General features: G+C 71.7%; 19 protein-coding genes. 10 read left to right on the top strand and 9 right to left on the bottom strand.

Annotated features, from left to right (window positions below; genetic code table 11):
- Positions 1-18: 18 nt before the first annotated feature.
- Both ABGB12_RS16335 and ABGB12_RS16330 read right to left on the bottom strand, forming a co-directional pair.
- The gene (locus ABGB12_RS16335) at positions 19-813 is read right to left on the bottom strand and encodes a methyltransferase domain-containing protein (RefSeq protein WP_347678671.1); all 795 of its coding nucleotides are present in this window, start codon (positions 811-813) and stop codon (positions 19-21) included.
- A gap of 55 nt (positions 814-868) precedes the next feature.
- Positions 869-1,462, bottom strand: a complete 594-nt coding sequence (locus tag ABGB12_RS16330) for a TetR/AcrR family transcriptional regulator (protein WP_347678669.1) — start codon at positions 1,460-1,462, stop codon at positions 869-871.
- 104 nt (positions 1,463-1,566) lie between these two features.
- On the opposite strand from ABGB12_RS16330, the gene ABGB12_RS16325 reads away from it, so the two are divergent.
- Entirely contained in the window at positions 1,567-2,544 is a 978-nt protein-coding gene (locus tag ABGB12_RS16325) for a hypothetical protein (protein ID WP_347678667.1), read from the top strand.
- A 60-nt stretch (positions 2,545-2,604) separates the two neighbouring features.
- Here ABGB12_RS16325 and ABGB12_RS16320 read toward each other — a convergent pair whose 3' ends face one another.
- Positions 2,605-3,012 (bottom strand): VOC family protein, encoded by a 408-nt coding sequence (locus ABGB12_RS16320; RefSeq protein ID WP_347678665.1) that lies wholly within the window; start codon positions 3,010-3,012, stop codon positions 2,605-2,607.
- A 108-nt stretch (positions 3,013-3,120) separates the two neighbouring features.
- On the opposite strand from ABGB12_RS16320, the gene ABGB12_RS16315 reads away from it, so the two are divergent.
- Positions 3,121-4,080, top strand: a complete 960-nt coding sequence (locus tag ABGB12_RS16315; RefSeq protein WP_347678663.1) for a WYL domain-containing protein — start codon at positions 3,121-3,123, stop codon at positions 4,078-4,080.
- A gap of 62 nt (positions 4,081-4,142) precedes the next feature.
- On the opposite strand, the gene ABGB12_RS16310 is transcribed toward ABGB12_RS16315, so the two are convergent.
- From ABGB12_RS16310 to ABGB12_RS16300, 3 genes are all read right to left on the bottom strand, one after another.
- A complete protein-coding gene (locus ABGB12_RS16310) occupies positions 4,143-5,384 on the bottom strand; it encodes a CU044_5270 family protein (protein WP_347678661.1) in 1,242 nt (413 codons plus the stop codon).
- Positions 5,385-5,410: 26 nt separating this feature from the next.
- The gene (locus tag ABGB12_RS16305; protein WP_347678659.1) at positions 5,411-5,917 is read right to left on the bottom strand and encodes a sigma-70 family RNA polymerase sigma factor; all 507 of its coding nucleotides are present in this window, start codon (positions 5,915-5,917) and stop codon (positions 5,411-5,413) included.
- 94 nt (positions 5,918-6,011) lie between these two features.
- The gene (locus ABGB12_RS16300; protein WP_347678657.1) at positions 6,012-6,458 is read right to left on the bottom strand and encodes an ATP-binding protein; all 447 of its coding nucleotides are present in this window, start codon (positions 6,456-6,458) and stop codon (positions 6,012-6,014) included.
- A gap of 177 nt (positions 6,459-6,635) precedes the next feature.
- Between ABGB12_RS16300 and ABGB12_RS16295 the strand changes: the two genes are divergently transcribed.
- Positions 6,636-7,457 (top strand): Scr1 family TA system antitoxin-like transcriptional regulator, encoded by an 822-nt coding sequence (locus tag ABGB12_RS16295; RefSeq protein WP_347678655.1) that lies wholly within the window; start codon positions 6,636-6,638, stop codon positions 7,455-7,457.
- A gap of 148 nt (positions 7,458-7,605) precedes the next feature.
- On the opposite strand, the gene ABGB12_RS16290 is transcribed toward ABGB12_RS16295, so the two are convergent.
- Positions 7,606-8,454, bottom strand: a complete 849-nt coding sequence (locus tag ABGB12_RS16290) for a hypothetical protein (RefSeq protein WP_347678653.1) — start codon at positions 8,452-8,454, stop codon at positions 7,606-7,608.
- 269 nt (positions 8,455-8,723) lie between these two features.
- Positions 8,724-9,146, bottom strand: a complete 423-nt coding sequence (locus ABGB12_RS16285) for an ATP-binding protein (RefSeq protein WP_347678651.1) — start codon at positions 9,144-9,146, stop codon at positions 8,724-8,726.
- A 236-nt stretch (positions 9,147-9,382) separates the two neighbouring features.
- Here ABGB12_RS16285 and ABGB12_RS16280 point away from each other — a divergent pair, with 236 nt between their 5' ends.
- The gene (locus ABGB12_RS16280) at positions 9,383-10,747 is read left to right on the top strand and encodes an XRE family transcriptional regulator (RefSeq protein ID WP_347678649.1); all 1,365 of its coding nucleotides are present in this window, start codon (positions 9,383-9,385) and stop codon (positions 10,745-10,747) included.
- Positions 10,740-11,630, top strand: a complete 891-nt coding sequence (locus ABGB12_RS16275) for an aminoglycoside phosphotransferase family protein (RefSeq protein WP_347678647.1) — start codon at positions 10,740-10,742, stop codon at positions 11,628-11,630. Before ABGB12_RS16280 ends, ABGB12_RS16275 begins: the two co-directional genes overlap by 8 nt.
- A gap of 93 nt (positions 11,631-11,723) precedes the next feature.
- On the opposite strand, the gene ABGB12_RS16270 is transcribed toward ABGB12_RS16275, so the two are convergent.
- Entirely contained in the window at positions 11,724-12,353 is a 630-nt protein-coding gene (locus ABGB12_RS16270) for an ACT domain-containing protein (protein WP_347678645.1), read from the bottom strand.
- 127 nt (positions 12,354-12,480) lie between these two features.
- On the opposite strand from ABGB12_RS16270, the gene grpE reads away from it, so the two are divergent.
- Genes grpE through ABGB12_RS16245 form a run of 5 tightly spaced genes read left to right on the top strand, consistent with a single transcriptional unit; the run spans position 12,481 to position 20,298 of the window.
- A complete protein-coding gene (gene grpE / locus ABGB12_RS16265; RefSeq protein ID WP_347678643.1) occupies positions 12,481-13,002 on the top strand; it encodes a nucleotide exchange factor GrpE in 522 nt (173 codons plus the stop codon).
- A gap of 13 nt (positions 13,003-13,015) precedes the next feature.
- A complete protein-coding gene (locus ABGB12_RS16260; RefSeq protein WP_347678641.1) occupies positions 13,016-14,599 on the top strand; it encodes an Hsp70 family protein in 1,584 nt (527 codons plus the stop codon).
- Between the two features lie 4 nt (positions 14,600-14,603).
- Complete coding sequence (locus ABGB12_RS16255) at positions 14,604-17,177, top strand: hypothetical protein (protein WP_347678639.1); 2,574 nt, start codon at positions 14,604-14,606, stop codon at positions 17,175-17,177.
- Positions 17,177-18,328, top strand: coding sequence for a GTPase (locus tag ABGB12_RS16250; protein ID WP_347678637.1), 1,152 nt, complete (start codon positions 17,177-17,179; stop codon positions 18,326-18,328). The genes ABGB12_RS16255 and ABGB12_RS16250 overlap by 1 nt, the downstream gene beginning before the upstream one ends.
- Positions 18,328-20,298: a hypothetical protein gene (locus ABGB12_RS16245; RefSeq protein WP_347678635.1), complete on the top strand. Its 1,971-nt coding sequence runs from the start codon at positions 18,328-18,330 to the stop codon at positions 20,296-20,298. The genes ABGB12_RS16250 and ABGB12_RS16245 overlap by 1 nt, the downstream gene beginning before the upstream one ends.
- The last annotated feature ends 2 nt before the right edge of the window (positions 20,299-20,300 follow it).

Genomic DNA, 20,300 nt, shown 5'->3' with positions numbered 1-20,300 from the left:
CACTCCAGAACATCTAGATCACGCTCTGCACAAGATCTCTCCGTGCAGCAGGGTGAACCACCCGTCCGGGTGGTCGGCGAAGGCCTGCCAGCCGCGCGAGATGCGCTCCAGGTCCGCGCGGGTGGCGTAACCCGACGCCAGGGCCTGCTCGGCCATCACCGACTGCAGGATCCTGTCCCGCCACATCTCGCCCCACCATCGACGCTCCTCCTCCGTCGCGTGGCACCACGTCGAAGCCGAGGGCCGCACGTCGGTGAAGCCCGCCGCGTGCGCCCAGGCCAGCAGATGCCTGCCGGCGTTCGGCTCCCCGCCGTTGGCCCGCGCGCACCTGTCGTACAGCGCCAGCCACTCCTCCAGCTCCGGCGACACCGGATACCAGACCTTCCCGGCGTAGTCGGAATCGCGGGCCGCGACGATCCCGCCGGGCCTGCACACGCGCCGCATCTCCTTCAACGCCCGGACGGGATCGGCCACGTGCTGCAGCGTCTGGTGGGCGTGGACGACGTCGAACGTGTCGTCCTCGAACGGCAGCTCGTACACGTCGGCCGCCTGGAAGGAGACGTTGCCGACGCCCTCGGCCCTGGCGCGCGCCTCTGCCAGCACCTCCTCCACCAGGTCGACGCCGACGACCTCCGCGACCCGCGCGGCCAGGTCGACCGTGATGCTGCCGGGGCCGCAGCCGACGTCCAGCAGGACGTCGTCCGGCCTCAGGTGGGGGGCCAGGTAGGCGGCGGAGTTCTCGACGGTGCGCCAGCGGTGCGAGCGCAGCACGGAGTCGTGGTGGCCATGGGTGTACTTCTCGTGGTCCGTCATGGGCCGACTCTAGCCCGACGTCTCAAGAGTTGAGAAATGCGTATCAATATATGGACTAGGAGAAGCCGATGACCCCTTCGAAGCCGCGGCGCAGGACCGCGGAGTCCACGCCTCCCAGCAGGAGCCGCTGCATGACGAAGCCGGGCACGAGGCAGGTGAGGAGCGCGCCGACCGCGGCGGGGTCGGCGTCCTCGGCGAGACGGCCCTCGGCCTGGTAGCGGACGGCGAACTCCGTCCAGACCTCCCTGACCCCCCCGAAGATGGCCGAGATGACCTCGCCGATGGCCTCGTCGCGCAGGGCCGCGGTCCAGCCCTCCGGCAGCAGCCTGAGCTGGACCTCGGAGCCGAACTGCTCCTGGAAGATCTCCAGGAACTCCTCCACCAGGTCCGGCAGGGAGGGCAGCCGCTCGCGCTCCAGGATCTCGCGCAGCCCGGCCTCGACGAAGCCCCTCCGCCCCGTGGCGATCTCCGAGACGATCTCGGCCTTGGACGGGAAGTAGCGGTACACCGCCCCGGCCGACAGGCCCGACTCCTTGAAGATGTCCTGCATCGAGGTGCTGTGGAAGCCCTTGGAGGCGAAGCAGCGGGTCGCCGCGTCGAGGATCTGGCCGCGACGGCGTTCCAGGTGCTCAGGGCTCACTTTCGGCATGCGACCCAAAATAAAACGGATGCTCGTTCTTGACAAACGACCGGCCCGGCGTAGCATCGGCCCCAGATAAAGAGAACGAACATCCGATTTTTAGGAGTCCGGTCATGAGATCCCGGCCCAGCCCCCTGGTCCTCGCCCTGGCGGCGGCGGTCCTGCAGGCCGTGATGGTCCTCGCGTTCGCCTGGCCGTCGGCCAACACCGCCCCCCGCGACGTCCCCCTCGCCGTCGCCGGCCCCGCCCCCGCCGCGGCGCAGGTCGTCCAAGCCCTGGACGCCTCGCAGCCCGGCGCCTTCGAGCTCAGGACCCTCCCCGACGAGGCCGCCGCCCGCGCGGCGATCGAGGACCGCTCCGTCTACGGGGCGATCGTCCTCACCCCCGAGGGCAGGAAGGTCCTCGTCGCCTCCGGCGCGAGCCCCGCCGTCGCCCAGGCGCTGAGCCAGCAGGCCGCCGCGCAGAACCCGGGCGCGGCCGGCATCTCCGTCGAGGATGTCGTCGCCGCGGACCCCGACGACCCGCGCGGCACCGGCTTCGCCGCCATGATCCTTCCGCTGGTCATGTCCGGCATCGCCGCCTCGGCCCTGCTCACCCTGCTCGCCCCCACCGCCCGGGCCCGCCTCCAGGGCGTCGCCGTCTTCGCCGTGGCCGGCGGCCTGCTCACCCCCGTGGTCTCCCAGGTCTGGCTCTCCCTCACCCCGGGCACCTACCTGGAGGTGGCCGCCGTCAGCGCGCTGGCCTCCCTGTCGGTGGCCGCCCCCATCACGGGCCTGGCCTCCCTCATCGGCCCTCCCGGCATCGGCGTCGGCGCCCTCGTCCTCCTCCTCCTGGGCAACCCCCTGTCCGGCGCCGCCACCGGCCCCGAACTCCTCCCTCAGCCGTGGGGCGCCCTCGGCCAGCTCCTCCCGCCCGGCGCCGCCGCGTCCCTCCTCCGCTCCGTCGCCTTCTTCGATGGCGCCACCGCCCTCGTCCCCTTCCTGGTCCTCCTCGCCTGGTCCCTCCTGGGCCTGGCGTTCCTGACCGCGGCCCTCCTCCGCAAGCCCCCGGCGCCCTCCGCCGACGAGGAACCCGTCGTCCTCACCGCCTGAACCCGCGAGAACGCCGGAAGGCCCGGGAACCCCCGGGCCTTCCGGCGTTCTCGAAGTGCATCATCGGCCCAGAACCTCCAGGTAGTGGCGGTTGTACATGAAGCCCAGCACGTTGCCGAACGGGTCGATCACCGCGGCGGTGACGAAGCCTTCGCCGCGTTCGGTGATCGGCATGTACGGCTCGGCTCCCAGGGACGACAACCGGTCCAAGGTCGCCTGCACGTCGTCGACGTGCCAGTAGAGGATCGCGCCGCCGGGAGTGGCGGACGCCCCCGGCGGGGCGAACCTCCGGTCTACGATGCCGAGTTCGGCCTGGTAGTCACCGATCCGGAACTCGTAGTAGACGACCGGCCGACCGTCGTCCGGGTTCCTGAAGTACGGCTCGACGCCCAGCAGCTCGGCGTACCACTTCCCGGCCGCTTCCACATCGTCGGCCCACAGGTTGACAGTGGAGAACCCTCGCAACATCGTGCTCCCTTCGCCGCCGCGAACCGGCGACTCGTTTCCGTTCGACACCCCGACAGTAGGAAGCCAACAGGTCAACGAATGTCCTATTAGGACGACAGGATGGAACTCATGCGAGATCCCTCAGACCGGCTGCTGCGCCTGCTGTCCTTGCTCCAGACCCCGCGGGAGTGGCCGGGCCCCGAACTTGCCGACCGGCTCGGCGTCACCCCCCGCACGATCCGCCGCGACGTGGAACGGCTGCGGCGGCTCGGCTACCCCGTCCACGCCGTCCAGGGCAACGTCGGCGGCTACCGCCTGTCCTCCGGAACGGCCATGCCGCCGCTGCTCCTGGACGACGACGAGGCGATCGCCGTCGCGGTCGGCCTGAGCACCGCCGCCACCGCCGCGATCACCGGCGTCGAGGACGCCTCCCTTCGCGCCCTGGCCAAACTGGAGCAGGTCCTCCCCTCACGGCTGCGCCACCGGGTGACCGCACTGTCGGAAGCGGCCGTCGTGCTCCCGCCCCGAGACGGCCCCACCGCCGAAGCCCCCGCCCTCGCCGCTCTGGCAGCGGCCTGCACCGCCCATGAGAAGGTCCGCTTCGCCTACGCCAAGCCCCACAGCGAACCGACCCGCCGCCTGGTGGAGCCGCACCAGCTGGTCGTCGTAGAGCGCCTGTGGTACCTGGTGGCCTACGACGAGGACCGCGCCGCCTGGCGTTCCTTCCGCGCCGACCGCATCAGCGAGGTCCACCGCACCGGCGTCCGCGTCCCCGCCCGCGACCTGCCCGGAGGCGTCGACACCGAGACCTGGGTGACCCGGTCGATGCCGTCCCGCGACGTCCGCGCCCGCCTGCTCCTGCACGCCCCTTTCGACCAGGCGGCCGTACAGATCCCCGCTTGGCAGGGCACCCTGGAACCGGTCGACGACGCCTCATGCCTGCTGCACACCGCCCCCGACTCCCCCCGATACCTGGCCCACCGCATCACTCTCCTCCCCCTGCCCTACACCCTCCTCGACCCGCCGGAACTCGCCGCGGAACTCCGCGCGATCGCCGAACAAGCCACCCACGCCATCCGCCGCCTTTGACCCTTTCCCCTCATCTCAAGGGCCTGCCGACGGGATCCGACCGACCCATCGGGAGAGGCGGGTCAGCGGGAGTGCTCGGCGTTCTTGAGGCGGGACATGGGGAGGGCGGGGATCCAGCGGGACTCCTTGAAGATTTCGTAGGAACGCCACTGGCCCTGTTTGTCGGAGGGAGGCCAGACGGGCTTGGAGATCTGGTCGACGGTGGCGAGGGCGGTGCCGGTGGACGGGTCGATGATGAGGACGGTGTCGAAGAGGGTGCCTTCCTTGATCAGCTTGCCGTTCTGAACGGAGCCGCTGTCGGTCTGGTCGGTGAGGGCGATGGCCTGGCCCTTGCGGCCCAGGGGGTCGGTCGTCTCGCCGCGCGATTCGACGCCGGGGATGTAGGAGAGCATGCCGAAGGCGGCCGAGCGGAGGGCTGGGGAGACCGGGAAACGGGCGATCAGGTCAACGCCCCAGCGGAAGATCTCCCAGGAGAAGAGGTATCGGTGTTCGGCAAGGTCGGCCTGGTGCTCCTTCGGGGCGGCGTCGGCCATGGCGGTCAACTCGTGGAGGAGGCGGTCGTAGAGGGCCTTCGGGTCGGTCGGGAGCTCTGCGAGGTTCTCCGGGGTCGCGAGGCGGGAGCCGATGCGGCCGACGCCGAAGTCGGAGACATGCCGCCAGACGTCCGGGGCGGTGGCGGCGGGTTCGAGTTTGATGCGCACCGGGTCCATCGATTTGATCATGCCACCGGAGGGGGACATGAGGGGCGGGACTTCGAACGTCCAACTGCGGGGGGAGCCGTCGGCCTTCCATGCCTCCTCGTCGGCCGGGGAGGCGAGGGTGGTGCCCAGCCTCCGGTTGATCATGTACTGGTAGTGGCCGGGCTCCTTCGCGCGCCACATCTCCTGCTCCATACGGCTGTCGAGCAGGTAGTCCTTGCCGGGGATCGAGAGCTGCCGTCCGGAGATCCAGTGGGTGTAGAGGAAATCGCCTTCGTTCGCGGGGGCCTTCAGCGAGGACGCGCCCGCGGCGAGGAGGATTTCGCGGGCGGACAGCGGTGCCGGAGCGGCCTCGGTCCCGGACGGGCGGCTCTGCGGCGTCGGCGGTGTCGTACCGGTCGTGGCGACGACGGCCACGACGGTTCCGGCCGCGACGACGCCCAAACCCAAGACCTTCCAGCGGGACCGGCCGCGCCGCCGCGCCGGGTGGGCCGTTGCCGGGGAGGCCAGGGCGCGGGCCAGATCGCGGTCGCGCCGGGCCTGGTCGGGCGCGGGGTCGAGGTCGGGACGGGTGGCGGCGAGTGCTTGGAGCAGGTCGTCGGGCATCGGGGTCCTCCCGGGTCGGGCGGGCATCAGGTGGCCTCGGGGATCAGAGCGGTGAGAGCGTGCGCGGTCGGCTGGGCCAGCCGTTTGCGGGCCCGGTGCAGGCGGACGAAGAAGGCGGCCTTGGAACAGCCGACGACCCGGGCGGCCTCGGCGGCGGAGAGTCCGTGCCAGGCGATCAGGGTGAGCGCCTCGCGGTCGGTCTCGGACAGGGAGGCCAGCCGCTGCAGCAGATCGGCCCGTTCGGCCACCTGCTCGCCGATGTCGCCCGCCGGGGCGGCCCAGCCGCTCAACTCCCGGGCCAGGGACTCCTGCCGCGCCTCGTCCCGGAAGTTCTTCCTGGCCACGTTCCGGGCTACTCCCAGCAACCAGGGAAGGGGCGGGTCGGGCAGGTCGGAGAAGCGCCGCCAGGCGATGCAGAAGGTCTCGCCGGCCACCTCCTCGGCGAGACCTCGGCCCGCCACCGTCACCGCGTAAGCGAAGACCTTCGGATGGCACTCGTCGTAAAGGTCAGTGAAGCGCTCCGCGGAATGCAACCCATCCCCTTTCCTCGGTTCTGTCCTGGGTAGTGCGCGGAGGCGACACATTCTTACGCGGCGGTGGCGACTTTCGATGACCGGCAGGTGCCGTTCACCGCTTCCTCGAGAAGGCCGCCCACACCCATTTGCCGCCGCGAGGGTCGGGCGTGCAGCCGCTTCGAACGGCGAGGGAGCGGACGATGAGGAGTCCTCGGCCTCCGTTGTCGTCGAGGGAGTCTGCCGAGAGGTCGAAATCCTCCAGGGTGAGTTCGGCGGGAGGCCGCGGACAAGGCAGCCGAGGGCTTGAATCCCAGACTGCGATAACAACGTCGCGGGCGTCGCGGACGAGTTCGAGGCGGATCTCCTCGCCAGGCGTCTCCTTGGCCGCGTTGGCCACAAGTTCGGTGATCACCAGCAGAGCGTCGTCCAGGATGTCGAGATCGCCCCACCGGCGGAGCCGTTGTCCCGCAAAGGTGCGCGCCAAACCGGCGGAGGCGGGAGAAGCGAGCAGGGGCAGGAGCAGGTGATCAATCGCGATGCTGCACCGGTCGTCGGTCATGGGCATGGCCTTCGTTCGAGCGTTGATTCTCGTTCCGCACACCAGTGAGCCACCAGAACGATACCGTGCGTCACAAAGCGCGTGACAAGCCTTACAACCGGACGGGGACGGCCGCTCCTGCTTTCACCGCTGTTTCCCCGCTCTCAAGCCGGTTTCACCGACAAGGAGGACGCCGGAATGGCCGCTCGGCGCAAGAGAGGCTCCGTATCGCCGACCCTGCCGGCGTTCGGCCGCCAGCTCCGCCGCCACCGCGAAGCCGCCGGACTCTCCCAGGAGAGCGCGGGACGCCGCGCCAACGGAGGACGGGGAGTGACCAGCCAGTACGTCGGCCAGGTCGAGAGCGGCCGCACCCGCTGCACCCGCGAGTTCGCCTCCACCATGGACGCCGAGCTCAAAGCGTGCGGCAGGCTCCTGGAACTGTGGGACGACCTCGTCCTCGACTCCGCCTTCCCCACCTGGTTCGACTGGCCCAACATCGAAGCCGAAGCCGTTCACATCACGTCCTACTGCCTGTCCGTCATCGATGGCCTGTTCCAGATACCGGCCTACGCCTCCGCGATTCTTCGAGGTGACAAAGACGCGGTGGAGGCCCGGCTCAGACGCCAGACGATCCTGACCCGAGACGATCCGCCGCCACCGTCCTATGCGCTGCTGCTCGACGAGGCGACGCTGGTCCGCGAGGTAGCCGGCGCGACGACCATGCGCGAACAACTGGAACACCTGCTGGAAGCCTCTGCGGAGATGTCGGGCCGCCTCACCGTCCAGGTGGTGCCCGCTCGCGGAGAGCACGACGGCAACAGCGGAGACAAAATGGACGCCCTGAGCAGAACCGCGTGGCGCAAGTCCAGCCGCAGTACTTCTAACGGCGGAGCGTGCATCGAACTCTCCACCCGCCCCGACACCGTCCTCGTCCGCGACAGCAAGAACCCGGACGGCACCCGCCTGCGCTTCACATCTCGCGGCTTCCAGAGCCTGGTCCGGGGCATCAAGGAATCCTGAAGGCGCCCGCGTGGAGGGCGGACCAGGTGACCGACACTGCTCGGGTCACGTCCTCACCGCGACGAGGGCCGCATGGGACATGCGGCCCTCGCCGTCTCCGCGACTGCGTCTTCCCATCCGTCTTCGCCAGCCCCTGCCCCTTCCTCCGTCAGGGAGTCCTGGACCAGTCTTCAGAGGAGGGAAACTTCCACGTCTCGGGATCGGCCTTTACCCACGCGCCGTGCGGTGGACTCGCGATGCCCCCTACGTAGAGCTCGCGGTAGACGTCCAGGTTTTCTCCCGCGTTCGGGTTGCTGCCGGAGACGAAGGAACTCACCTTGAACGGCACCCCGTTGTCGTCGATGACCTGGACCTTCTCTTGTCCGTTCATCAACAGCCTGACCTCGAGCCGGAACTCGCAGTACCGGGCCTTGACGGCGCCGACGATGTGAAGGACAAGGGTCTCCTCCCGCTCCAGCGTGATGGTCTGGTCGGAGAAGTAAGGACCTCCCCACCTGCCGTCTTCATCGACGGTCCGGGCGTGGGGCTGAGGCTGGTCCAGGTCGAAACCCACCTTGACCGCCGACTCCAGACCCGCGGGCGGAGACAGGGCCAGCGCCCCGGTCAGCGGAGAACGGCACTCGTTCAAAGCACGCATGTCCATGATGCGCACCGGTTTGACCGCGTTCCCCCGAAGGGCGATTTTCGCGTGGGTGTTACCCGGGTCGACGCCTCCCAGCCGACGCCACCACTGGGCCAGAGCGTCCGGATCGCTTCTCGCGAATCGGTTCGCCTGGGCCAGTTGTTCCTCGTCCAACTTCAACGGCTCGGGGAACAGCCAGGAGAAGCCTTCCTCCTCGGTCTGCAGCGGCGCCACCGAGTCGACCAGCACCCACTCTCCCGTGGGCGGATCCGTCGGAGACTCCCGAGGGACGTCCCAGCCGAATTTCCTCTCGGCCCCTTTGCTCAGCACGTTGCCGAGAACCGCGCCCACGACCGACACCACGACCGCGAGCACACCCGCTCCGATGGTCCACCACCGGCGGCGAGGCCTGCTTCCGTGAGATGCACCTGTGTTCCGCGCTGGTCGTCGAGCTGATGGTCTCACCACGGAAATCAATCACTCTCGGTATCGTCCCGATCACGTAAATCCAGCGTAACGGAAGTCGGCGTGTAGCGAATGGGATCCGACCGGCGTTCCGCCGCCTCCAAGAAGTCCGGCCGACTCTGCGGAGCGATCCGGATGCCTTGCGGCTCTTCGACGGGGGTTCGTGCCGGGAGCCGTCGTCAGGGCAGGGGCCAGGCGGCCCAGACGCATTTGCCGGTGGGGGTGGTGTACCAGTCCCAGTCGTGGGCGATGTGGTCGACGAGTTCCAGGCCGCGGCCGCCCTCGTCGTCGGCGGCGGGAGTGCGCCTGGCGGGGGGTGCGGGCGAGGGGTCGTGGACCTCCGCCAGCAGGTGGGTGGAGGTGAGGCGGAGCTCCACCCGGAGAGGGGATGCGGGTTCGGGAGCGGCGTGCAGGAGGGCGTTGGTGACGAACTCGCTGAGGACCAGGGCGCAGTCGTCGGTCAGGTCGGCCAGGCCCCACTCGGGGAGGCGGGCTCGGGCGAGGCGGCGGGCCTGCGGGACCGCGGAGGGGCGGGGGACCGCGCGGAACCCGTCGGATTCCACGGTGGGACCGCCCTCCAGCGGGCGGGGAGCTGACGGCATGGGGAGAATCCGATCTGCACGGGGATCCTGACCGGACCACGGTGCAGGAGGACCTCCGCGGCGCCAATCGCGGCCGGAACACGGAATCGTGTGCGGGGCGGGCTCCGGACCGCGTCTTTCGCGGTTCGATCACGGAAAATCACAAAGCACCTACACCGAGTGACGATTGTGTCTACGCTGAGAGCCCCCGAATGGCTCGTAGAACCCCATGGTCTCCCCCTGTATCGGAGGGCTTCATGGCCCGTGGCGAACATCGTCCCAGTTGTGCGCGCGAGTGGCGTGAACGCGCCGCCCGCGAAGGCTGGCCCGCCCGCAGGACCGTCCAGGCCATCAAGGACTGCTGCGGGGTGAGCCCGCTCAAGGCCCACCGGCTGGCCCGCGGCTGGACGGCCAGGGTGGCGGTCGCGCACCTGGAGGAGCTGTGCCGCCGCGAGGGGCTCGGCGCTCCGCACGTCAACATCGACCTGCTCAACGCCTGGGAGAACGGGCGGTCCAGGCCCCGCCCGGACTCCCAGGACCTGCTCGCCAGGCTCTACAGGGCCAACGCGGTGAGGCTCGGGCTGGCCGCCGACTACTGCGAGGACGACGGGGACGAGCCCTCCGGCGCGGCCGTCGCGCACTCCGGCAGCCGGAGGCTGCTCGCCGAGGTCGAGGAGATGCGCCGGCGCATGGACCGCACCCTGTCCCGCGGCACCATCACCGAGGGCCAGCTGGACCTGCTGGACGAGTCGCTCCTGCGGTACCGGCGCGAGTACCCCGCCACCCCGCCGCTGCCGATGCTCGACCGGCTGATGCGCGAGTTCACCGAGCTCCAGGCGCTCTGCGCGCGGCGCCAGCCGGCGAGCGTCCAGCGGCGCCTGTCCCGCATGACCGCGGCACTGGCGGTCCTGACCGCCGACAGCCTGATGAAGCTCGGCGACATCCGCCAGGCCCACGCCTGGTACGGCACCGCGCGGACCGCCGCCGACGACACCGAGGAGCCGCGGCTGCGCGCCCTGGTCCGGGCGCACGAGGCGATGCTCCCCTACTACTACGGGGACCTCGAGGAGGTCGTGCGGCTGTCCCGGGAGGCCCAGGCCATCGCGAGGGGCTCCGTCTGCTCGCCCACCGCCCTGGCCGCCGCGGCCGAGGCCCGCGCGCTGGCCCGGCTCGGCGACGTCCGGGGCGCGCGCGCCGCGCTCGATCGCACCGAGCAGATCTACTCCCGGCTCAACGGCCAGACCGGCCGGGCGTTCGACTTCACCGAGCAGCGGCTGTTCCTGTACCTCAGCGGGGTCCACGCCCATCTGCCCGACACCGGCCGAGCCCTGGACGTGCAGGGGCAGGCCCTGGCCCTGCAGCCCGGCCAGGGCTCCGTCCTGGACCCGGTGCTCATCCGGCTCGACCAGGCGGTGACGCTGGCGCGGTCCGGCGACGCCGTCATCGCCTGCCGCCTCGGAGAGGAGACCCTTCGCAAGACACCCCACGGTCACCGAACCGACATCGTCTACGCCAAAGCCCGTGAAATCCTCGCCGCCATTCCCTCCGGCCGGCGCCCGAAGACCCTCGAGGGCCTCCGCGACGCCCTGCACCCAGAAGGATCCCATCCGCCCAATGTCTGACCTCGCCTCCGAAGCCAGGATCGTCCTCGACAAGGCCTGCCGCCACGTAGGGCTCGACCCCTCCGACGCCGAACTGCTGCGCCTGCGCAGCAACGCGGTCTTCAAGCTCCGCGCCCCCGTCATCGTGCGGATCACCACCTCCGTCAGCGCCCCCGAGCGGCTGCCCGCCGTCCTGGTGATGACCCGCTGGCTGCACGAGCTGGGCTTCCCCACCGTCCGTCCCCTGGACGACGTCGAGCAGCCCGTGCACATCAGCGACGCGACCATCACCTTCTGGCGGTACCTTCCGGCCTGCGAGTCCCCGCCGCGCGCCGCCGACCTGGGCGCCCTCCTGCGCAGGCTGCACGCCCTGCCCGTCCCGCCCGTCGACCTGCCCGCCTTCGACGATCCGCTGAGGGGCATCCGCCACGACGTGCACTACCGGCCGGGCGTCCTCACCCGCGAGGAGCGCTCCTGGCTGATGGACCTCATCGCCGAGCTGGACCAGGAGTGGAAGGCCCTGCCGTTCCGCACCCAGCCGACGACGCTCCACGGCGACGCCTGGATCGACAACCTCCTGCGGCACCGCGAAGGCCACCCCGTCCTGTGCGACTGGGACTCGGTCTCCACCGGCCCTCGCGAATGGGATCTCATCCACACCCACCACGGCCGCCGCCGCTTCGGCCTCACCCCCTCCGACGTCGATGCCTTCACCGACGCCTACGGCTACGACCTGCGCGCCTGGTCCGGCTACGACTCCCTGATGCGTATCCGCGACGTCTTCGCCGTCGGCATCCACGTCCGCAACGCCCCCGGCGACCCCTTCTCCCGCCGCGAGCTGGCCCGCCGCCTGCACTCGCTCAGGACCGGCGCCCTCACCGAGCCCTGGCGCCTGCGTCCCTGACGGAGGGCGAAAGCAGAGAATCAAAAAGAGGTAAGGCGAGGGGTGATTTCTCCCCTCGCCGTCAAAAATCTCAGAATCCGACAGATTCCGCCCTCAGACCAGCAGGCCGAGGCGGTCCCCCAGGACGGATTCCGCGGCCTGGACGAGCTGTTCCAGGCGGAGCATCTCCGACATGTGGAACTCCGGGGCGTTGGAACGCGCCACAAGGAGGGCGACATCGACGCCCGCCAGGGGGGCCAGCCCGTACTGGGTGCCGTCGACGGCCCGGAACGCCCGGTAGCGCAGGGGCTCGAGGTCGAGGGGCGGCTCCGCGGTCTCGCCGCCGGGGCTGGTGTGGATGAACTTCCCCGGACCGACGTGCAGGACGCCGACCCAGTCGGCGGAGAGGATGCCGGGCAGAGCGTCGGCGAGGATCAGGAGGCCGTCTGCGGGGTTGGCCGCGAGCTGGCCGATGAGGGCGACGTCGGGGTGCAGGCCCTGGGGTTCGACGGTGGGCCACAGGCCCTCCACCTTCACGCCGGGGACGGCGTCGAGGCCGGCGATGAGCCGGTCGGCCGAGGCGCCCGACGGCCAGGAGACGGTGATGTCGTCCAGGGCGCGGCCGGCCTCGTTCTCCAGGACGGACAGCTGGACCACGTCGGCCCCGGCTGCTCCCAGAGTGCGGGCGACCCTGCCCAGCGACCCAGGACGGTCGGGAAGACGAACCCGGATCCGCAAAAGCATGGGCACCTCCTGTAAACGTTCCGTCCCTTTATGTTGCCATATGTACATTTCGGCGCTGTTACCCGATCGTGTCTTTTCCTCAAGTCGGCCTATCGTCGGGGTCAACCGACCTATAGGGTTTCTCCACGTGTCCAGTACGACCGGTCCCCCAGAAGAAGGCCAGCCGTCCGAGGTGACCCTGGCCGAGCTGCGCGACGCCCTGCTCGGGCTGTCCGCGCGCACGGACCGCGAGCACGAACGCGCCGAACACCGGGAAGAGATCATCGACCGGCTGCACCGGGAGAACCAGCGGCTGCGCCAGGGCGAGCTGCAGCAACTACACGAGCCCGTCCGGGGCGCGCTCTACCGGCTCTACGACCTGGTCCGGCGCGCGGAACTGGACCCGCCGGACGGCGACCACGTGGCCCCGCTGCTGAGGATGATCGGCGACGAGCTCGCCGAGGCGCTCGGCCGCACCGGGGTCGAGCTCTTCGAGGTCGAGTTCGGCGAACCCTACGACTCCGCACGGCACCGGCCCCTGGGCGCCGAACCCGTCACCGATCGCACGCTCGACGGCAAGGTCGTCGAGGTGTGCGCCGACGGGTTCGCCCGCGGGGAGATCGTCGTGCGCAGAGCACAAGTCCGTGTCGGCAAGTATCAGGAAGACTGAGGGCACCGAGGGCATGGCGGTATACGGGATCGACCTGGGCACGACCTACTCCTGCATCGCGAGCATCGACGACGTCGGGCGGCCGACCGTGCTGCGCAACCTCGAGGGCACCGACACCACGCCCTCGGTGGTCTACTTCGAGTCCGGCGACAACGTCATCGTGGGCGCGACGGCCAAGGACACCGCGGTCCTGGACCCCGACAACGTGGTCAGCCTCATCAAGCGGGACATGGGCCGCGAGGTCCCCCGCGAGATCCACGGCTTCAACTACAACCCCGAAGAGCTGTCGGCCTTCATCCTGCTGAAGCTCGCCACCGACGCGCAGACGGTGACGGGCGAGGTGGCCCGCGACGTCGTCGTCACGGTCCCCGCGTACTTCGGCGCCGCCGAGCGCGACGCGACCCGCAAGGCCGGGCGCATCGCCGGCCTGAACGTCATCGACGTCATCTCCGAGCCGATCGCCGCGGCCATCACCTACGGCGTGCTCAACCCCGAGAGCGACCGCACGATCCTCGTCTACGACCTGGGCGGCGGCACGTTCGACACCACGGTCATCGCGCTGCGCGGCGGCCACATCGAGGTCATCTGCACCGACGGCGACCACGAGCTGGGCGGCGCCGACTGGGACGCGCGCCTGGTGGAGTACCTGGCCGAGCAGTTCCGCGCCGAGCACCCCGACGCCGGCGACCCGCTGGACGACAGGCTGACCGAGCAGCAGCTGCGCCGGGACGCCGAGGAGGCCAAGAAGGCGCTGACCTCGCGCACCCAGCACACCGTCCGGGTGATGCACGGCGGCCGGGTCTCCACCCTGGAGATCACCCGTGAGGTCTTCGAGGAGATCACCAAGGACCTGCTCGACCGCACCGTCGAGATCACCGGCCGGACCCTGGAGGTCGCCCGCTCCAAGGGCGTGACCGACTACGGCGACCTGGTCCTGGTCGGCGGCTCCACCAAGATGCCCGCCGTGGCCACCCGACTGGAGGCCGAGCTCGGGCTCACCCCCAGGCTGCAGGACCCCGACCTGGCCGTCGCCAAGGGCGCCGCCCTCTACGCCTTCGAGGAGACCTTCCGCCGCCTGCTGGCCGACGGCGCGCGGGAGGAGGCCGAGGAGATGGCCAGCCGCGCCGGCCTGTCGGCCGAGCAGCAGCGGCAGATCGCGGCCCGGCGCATCAAGACCGTCGCCTCGCGCGGCTTCGGGATCGTGGTGCTCAACCGCGATACCCAGGCCGAGGAGGTCGTCCACCTGGTGCACGCCAACGACGAGCTGCCCGCCGGGCGGTCCTCGGACTTCTTCACCGTCCACGACGACCAGGCCACCGCCGACGTGCGGGTGATGGAGCAGGCGGGGGCCGTCGAGTCGCCCGAGCCGTCGGACAACAACGAGATCGCGACGGGTTCGGTGCGCATTCCGGCCGGCAAGAAGGCGGGCTGGCCGATCTCCGTCACGTTCGCCCTGGACGCCTCGGGGCTGCTGCACGTCACGGCGGAGGAGAAGGAGACGGGCGAGCGCCTGGACCTGGAGGTCGAGGTCGGCGGCATGACCGAGGACGACGTCGAGGCCTCGAGGGCGGCGCTCTCGCGTGTTCAGGTGAGCTGAGGGCGTGTCGTTCGACGACGACTACAAGCAGCGGGTGCTGGAACCCGCGCGGGCGGCCGGGGACCAGCCGCCCGAGGACCTGCGGGCGCGGTACGCCCTGCCCGATCCGCTCACGCCCGAGGCCGTCACCGCGCGGGTCAAGGAGGTCCGCCAGTGCTGGCGGCGTTCGCGCGGCCAGCTGAAGTACCGCAAGCTCATCGACCGGCTGGAGGCCGAGCACCGCGGGCTCGGCCCGGTGTTCACCGCGGCCGAGCAGGGCGATCTCAGGCCGCTCGAGCAGCGGCTGCGCGGCGGGGACGAGCGCAACGCCCGGCGCAGGGCCGAGGTGCGCAACCGGCTGCTGGACGCCGCGGGGCCGCTGCGGGTGCTCTCCCCCGCCGAGTGCACGGCCATCGGCAGGACGGGCGGGGTCTTCGGGGCCGAGCTGTCCCAGCTGCTGCGGATCGACGGCCTGGAGGTGCACGAGCCCGACCCGCTGCCGGCCGCCCCGCCCTACCCCGGTTACGGCAAGGCGCGCGAGTCGCTGGAGGTGCTGGGCAGCAGGCATCTGCTGGCGTTCCTGCTGGGCAGCGACAGGATCGGCGGCATCCGGCTGTTCGGCGGGGTCAGCGCGGGCGGGGTGGTGATCGACCCGGCGGGCGCGGGCCGCGCTCTGGAGCGGGTCGCGGGCGAGTGGGCGCGGCGCCCCCGCGACACCAGCGCCACCCACGCCGAGACGGTGCTCATCGCGTTGCGCACGGCGCTGCGCGAGGACGTCCTGCACGACCTGCTGGGCTACGACTTCATCGCCCGGCTGCGGGAGCGGCGCGAGCAGCGTGCCTCCGACCAGGCGCTGATGGACTTCGCGGTGCGCGGCCTGGGCGTCGAGCCGAACGAGGCGCGGCGGCTGGTGTTCGCCGTCAGCCGGGAGGGGGCCGCGCCCTCGGGCCCGGCGGGCCGGATGCGGGAACTGCTGGACGCGGGGAACGCGCACGCCGCGGTGCTGCTGGCCGAGGGCCTGGGCGAGCAGGAGCCGTCCGCGGAGGCGGTCGAGGCGAGGCAGCGGGTCGCCGCGGCGTCCCGGCTGCTGGACGAGGCGCTGGAGCTGACCGGCCAGGGCGACCCGGACGGCGCGTGGACCCGTCTGGAGGACGCGCTGCGGCTGGCGGCGGACCTGCCGGGCCTGCGTGAGCACCAGCGGCGCCTGCCCCCGCTGCCGCCGTCGGACGTGGAGGCCGAGGTGGACGGCACGTCGGTCCGCCTGTCGTGGAAGCCCTCGCCGTCCCGGGCGGGCCGGATCCTGCACGAGGTCGTCCGCAGGCCGGGCCGTCCCCCGCAGGACTCTTCGGACGGCACGCCCGCCGCGTCCGTGGACCCCGAGCCTCCGGTGAACGTCCCGCTCTTCTACGCGGTGTACGCGCGCCGCGGCGAGGCCACGTCAGAACCGGTGCCGGTGGGCCCGGTCGTGCTGCGTCCCGAACCTGCGCGGGTGGAGCTGGCGGCCGGGGACGGGATCGTCACGGGCCGGTGGGAGTGCCCCCCGGAGGCCGCGCGCGTCGACGTGCTGCGCGACGGCGTGCCCGTGCCCGCCGGGCGCGAGGGTTTCACCGACCGCGACGTCCGCAACGGCGTGACGCACCGGTACCGGGTCCACGCCGTCTACATCGACGGAGCGGAGGAGATCGCAACCCCGGGGGTTCTCGCCTCGGCCACCCCGCACGCGCTTCCCGACGCCGTCACCGCGTTCGATGTCGAGCCGTACGCGCAGGACAGGCTGCTGCTGCGCTTCCCGATCCCCCAGCACGGGCTGGTGGAGGCGCTGCTGCTGGACAGGGAGCCGCCGTGGCCGACGGGCGCCCTGGTGCCGCTGGACGAGCTGCCCGCCCACCGCGTCGAGTCCACCCCGCACGCGCGCGGCCTGGTCGTGCGGCCGGGGGCCAGCGGGGTGCTGCTGGTGGTGACGGTGGCGGGCGCCGGCGCGGCGATCGGCGCGTTCCGCCGCCATGTCGACCTGCCCGCGCCGGAGGGGCTGACGACCGTGCGCCGGGGCGACGAGGTCGAGGTCGGTTTCGGCTGGCCGGGGGACGCCGCCGCCGTCGCCGTCACGTACGAGATCGCCGACGGGCCGGCCAGGCGGATCGGCGTCTCGCGCGCCGCCTACACCGCGGACGGCGGCGTGCACCTGCCCGTTCCCGAGAGCGAACCCGTGCGCGTCAGCGTCGCGGGCACCTCCGAGCACGGCGGCACGGTGCTCACCGGCCCCGCCGTCACGGCCGTCGTCGAGGCCCTGCCGGTCGTCCGCTACGACGTGGCGGTCACCGGTCCCCTGTGGAAGAGGATCCTGGCTCTCACCCTCACTCCCGACAAGCCGGTCCGGTTGCGGCGGCTGGAGCTGGTCGTCCGCGACGGCAGAGTCATGCCGCGGGAGTCCTCCGACGGCGAGCTCCTGAAGATCTGGGAGGATGTGGACCTGCCGGACGAGACCGTCCTGCGGGTGCCGATGCCCAAGCGTCCCGGGCCGTTCTGGTTGCGGTGCTTCGCCGGGTCGGACGTCGAACTCGCCGATCCGCCCGTCCGCAGACTCCAGCAAGGCTCGTGATGAGAACCGAGAGACTCCACCGGATCAGGCCGCGCGGACGTGACGCGGTCACCTGCCCTTACTGTTTCGCGGTGTTCGGCCGGCAGCGGATCGCCTACCGCTGCCTTGGCCGGGCCGGGCGCGGCGCGGGCTGCGACCCCCGGCTGGACGCCGAGCTCGCCGCCTACCTGGGCACCCAGGCGGGCGCGGTGCTGCCGCCGGTGTTCAACGGCCGCGGGGCGCGGGCCGCCTGCCCCGACTGCGGCAGGGAGAGCGGCCGGCGGGTCTGCCCCGAGTGCCACCACGAGCTGGCGCCCGCCTACTGCGACACGCCGGGCCGGATCGTCGCGCTGGTCGGCGCGAAGAACGCGGGCAAGAGCACCTACATCGCGGTGCTGTTGCACGAGCTGCGCAACCGGGTGGGCACCGAGCTCGACACCTCGCTGGTGGCCTGCGACGACCGCACCATAGAACGCTACAAGCGGGACTTCGCCCACCCGCTGTTCGACCAGCAGCGGCTGCTGCCGACCACGCCGAGCGCGGTGACGGCGCCGCGCGAGCCGCTGGTGTTCACCCTGTCGCGGCGGGTCCGCGGCCGGTTCACCAGCCGGACCGAGGCGCTGACGCTGGTGCTGTTCGACACCGCGGGCGAGGACCTGCGCAGCCGCGAGGTGCGGGACCTTCACCTGAAGTACCTGGAGGCGGCCGACGCGATCATCTTCCTGGCCGATCCGCTGGAGCCGACCGGCGGCGCCGCCGACAGCGAGCCCCTGGACGTGCTGGCGCGGGTGACCGAGCCGCTGCGCCAGCGCTACGGGCTGGACCCCCGGGAGCGGCTGAAGGTGCCGATCGCCGCGGTCCTCACCAAGATCGACGCACTGGACGTGCCCCGCCAGTCGGCGCTGCGCCGGACCCGCCGCCGCGCCGGGGCCCTGGACACCGACGACAGGGCGGCGGTGGACGCCGAGGTCAGGGCGCTGCTGTACGGCTGGGGCGCGGGCGACCTGGACCGGTATCTGGACCAGAACTACGCCGAGTACGCGCTGTTCGGGGTGTCGGCGCTGGGCGGGGCGCCCAGGGACGACAAGGTCGCGCCGGGCGGGGTGCGCCCGCACCGGGTGGAAGATCCACTGTTGTGGCTTCTGCATGGGTTCGGAATGCTGGACGGCTGATGGCCTGGCAACTGCACTACACCTCCGCGCGCTCGGCGAACCGCTCGGGCTTCCAGTTCACCGCGGTCTCCCCCGGGCTCCCGCCCGGCACCGAGGCCGTGGTCTCCCCCTACCTGGGCTACCGGCCGCCGCCCGACGCCCCGCCCTCCCCCGGCCCGCGGGAACTGGCCGACCTCCCCGTCTCCCTCGGCTACGACGTCGTCGACGTGGCGGGAGAGCGGCGGCTCCTGGTCCGCTCCCGCTACCTCGGCAGGGACTACTCCGGGCGGTTCGGCAACTTCCTCGCCCACGCCGTGGTCGCCGACCCCGCCGAGCTGGAAGGGCTGCGCCCGATCGAGTTCTGGGGCGCGCCGTTCTGGGCGGACTCCCCCGCCGAGGACCTGCCCCTCCTGGAGGACCCGCCGCCCGGGGACGCCTTCGACCCCGAGACGCTCGGCCGCTGGCTCGCCGCGCTCGACCACGACCCCTACGCCCGGCTGGCCGCGCTCGTCGACGCCGTCTGCTCGACCCGCGAGCGCGTCATCCTGGTCTCCCGGGACGGGGAGGAGATCGCCCGCTGGATCGCGGTCCTGTCGTACTCGCTTCCCGTCGCGCGGGCGGCGCGGCTGTCGTTCACCACCTACACCGCCGACCCCGTCTCCTGCCCCCACCGCCTCGCGGGCACGACCCCCGACGTGTGGGCGTCGCTGCGCACCGACCACACGGCCCATGCGCTCGACGCCCCCGCTCCCCCGCACGAGCCGAGCCGTTACGCCGAGGCCGTCACCGGACTGTGGCGGACCCTGGACCTGGAGGGCCTGGACGGCCTGGCGGAACTCGCCGAGGTGGTCGAGGACGGGCTGGAGGGCGCGGCGGTGCTGATGTCGCTGTGCCGCGAGGAGGAGGCCGGGCAGGAGGCTCAGGAACTCGCCCTCCCGCTCCTGCGGCATGACTCGCTGCCGTCGTGGGTCTGGCCGCGGCTGCCCGTGGACGGGCTGTCCTTCGACCTCGCCGCGGCCGTCAACCGGCGCTCCCCCGACGCGGAGCAGGCGCGTGCGGCCGGGGAGCGGTGCGCCCGGCTGGTTCTCTCGACGCCCGAGCTGCGGACCAGGATGGACGACTTCGCCCTGGAGGACCCGGCGGAGCTGCTGGCGGACCTGACCCGGCGGATGCCCCGAGCGCAGAGCCTGCCCCTGCTGGCCGAGCTGGCGGTCGTGGCCGAGCGGCTCGGCGTCCCGCCCGTACGCGAGACCATCGGGCGGGGCGCGTTCGCCCTCGTCAACCCCGAGTACCTGCGCGACGGGCAGAAGCTCGCCTCCGCCGACGACGTCGTCACCGCCGTCGAAACGCTCACCGGCAGGGCCCGGAGGACGCTCCTGGCGGGAATCGTCCACGGGCTCGAGCGAGGAGGCGCGCAGCGCCGCCGGGACGTCATGACGGGCCGGGTGTGCGACCTGCTCGCCGAACACGTCGACGACTGCCCTCTGCGGCTGGCACCGGAAGTGCGCCTGCACATGCTGCGCTCCCTGGCCGCCCGCCACGGCGTCCTGGGCGAGCCGACGCTCCGCCTGGCCGAGGCGCTCCCGCCGAACAGCGCCGCGGAGGGGCTGCTCACCGCCCGCGACGTCCCCGGGGAGAGGGACCCGAAGGCCGCGGCACGCGCGCTGGAGCGGGTCGACGGCGCGCTCGCCGGTCCGGCGGTCCAGGCCGTGGCCGACGCGCTCACCGGACGGTCCCCGGCCTTCCGGGCCGCCCTCGTCTCCGTCCTGGACGAGCGGGTCCGCGACCTGCTCGTCCACCGCTGGATCCAGACCGCACGGCAGCGCTCCGAGAGGTTCGAGCTGGTCGGCGTGGCGTTGCGCGCGCCCGGCACGCCCCTTGACGACTGGGTTCGCGAACAGTTGCGCAAACGGTTCACCCTGTTGCAGCTGGAGACCTACTTCCGGGACGATCAGAAGCTCCGCGCGGCCCTCCGAGAGCTCCGGGAGTAGGC

The sequence above is a fragment of the Actinocorallia sp. B10E7 genome (assembly GCF_039871655.1).
GTDB lineage: Bacteria > Actinomycetota > Actinomycetes > Streptosporangiales > Streptosporangiaceae > Actinocorallia.
Note: the sequence above shows the minus strand (reverse complement) of the source record. Positions and strands in the feature narration are given on the sequence as shown.

What these genes read in the sequence shown, in the direction of transcription:
- ABGB12_RS16300 (WP_347678657.1), bottom strand. Translation starts at nt 6,458, where the DNA reads ATGACCGACGACCGGTGCAGCATCGCGATTGATCACCTGCTCCTGCCC.
- ABGB12_RS16270 (WP_347678645.1), bottom strand. Translation starts at nt 12,353, where the DNA reads ATGCTTTTGCGGATCCGGGTTCGTCTTCCCGACCGTCCTGGGTCGCTG.
- ABGB12_RS16280 (WP_347678649.1), top strand. Translation starts at nt 9,383, where the DNA reads ATGGCCCGTGGCGAACATCGTCCCAGTTGTGCGCGCGAGTGGCGTGAA.
- ABGB12_RS16335 (WP_347678671.1), bottom strand. Translation starts at nt 813, where the DNA reads ATGACGGACCACGAGAAGTACACCCATGGCCACCACGACTCCGTGCTG.
- ABGB12_RS16275 (WP_347678647.1), top strand. Translation starts at nt 10,740, where the DNA reads ATGTCTGACCTCGCCTCCGAAGCCAGGATCGTCCTCGACAAGGCCTGC.
- ABGB12_RS16315 (WP_347678663.1), top strand. Translation starts at nt 3,121, where the DNA reads ATGCGAGATCCCTCAGACCGGCTGCTGCGCCTGCTGTCCTTGCTCCAG.
- ABGB12_RS16325 (WP_347678667.1), top strand. Translation starts at nt 1,567, where the DNA reads ATGAGATCCCGGCCCAGCCCCCTGGTCCTCGCCCTGGCGGCGGCGGTC.
- ABGB12_RS16295 (WP_347678655.1), top strand. Translation starts at nt 6,636, where the DNA reads ATGGCCGCTCGGCGCAAGAGAGGCTCCGTATCGCCGACCCTGCCGGCG.
- ABGB12_RS16320 (WP_347678665.1), bottom strand. Translation starts at nt 3,012, where the DNA reads ATGTTGCGAGGGTTCTCCACTGTCAACCTGTGGGCCGACGATGTGGAA.
- ABGB12_RS16245 (WP_347678635.1), top strand. Translation starts at nt 18,328, where the DNA reads ATGGCCTGGCAACTGCACTACACCTCCGCGCGCTCGGCGAACCGCTCG.
- ABGB12_RS16285 (WP_347678651.1), bottom strand. Translation starts at nt 9,146, where the DNA reads ATGCCGTCAGCTCCCCGCCCGCTGGAGGGCGGTCCCACCGTGGAATCC.
- ABGB12_RS16250 (WP_347678637.1), top strand. Translation starts at nt 17,177, where the DNA reads ATGAGAACCGAGAGACTCCACCGGATCAGGCCGCGCGGACGTGACGCG.
- ABGB12_RS16260 (WP_347678641.1), top strand. Translation starts at nt 13,016, where the DNA reads ATGGCGGTATACGGGATCGACCTGGGCACGACCTACTCCTGCATCGCG.
- ABGB12_RS16310 (WP_347678661.1), bottom strand. Translation starts at nt 5,384, where the DNA reads ATGCCCGACGACCTGCTCCAAGCACTCGCCGCCACCCGTCCCGACCTC.
- ABGB12_RS16330 (WP_347678669.1), bottom strand. Translation starts at nt 1,462, where the DNA reads ATGCCGAAAGTGAGCCCTGAGCACCTGGAACGCCGTCGCGGCCAGATC.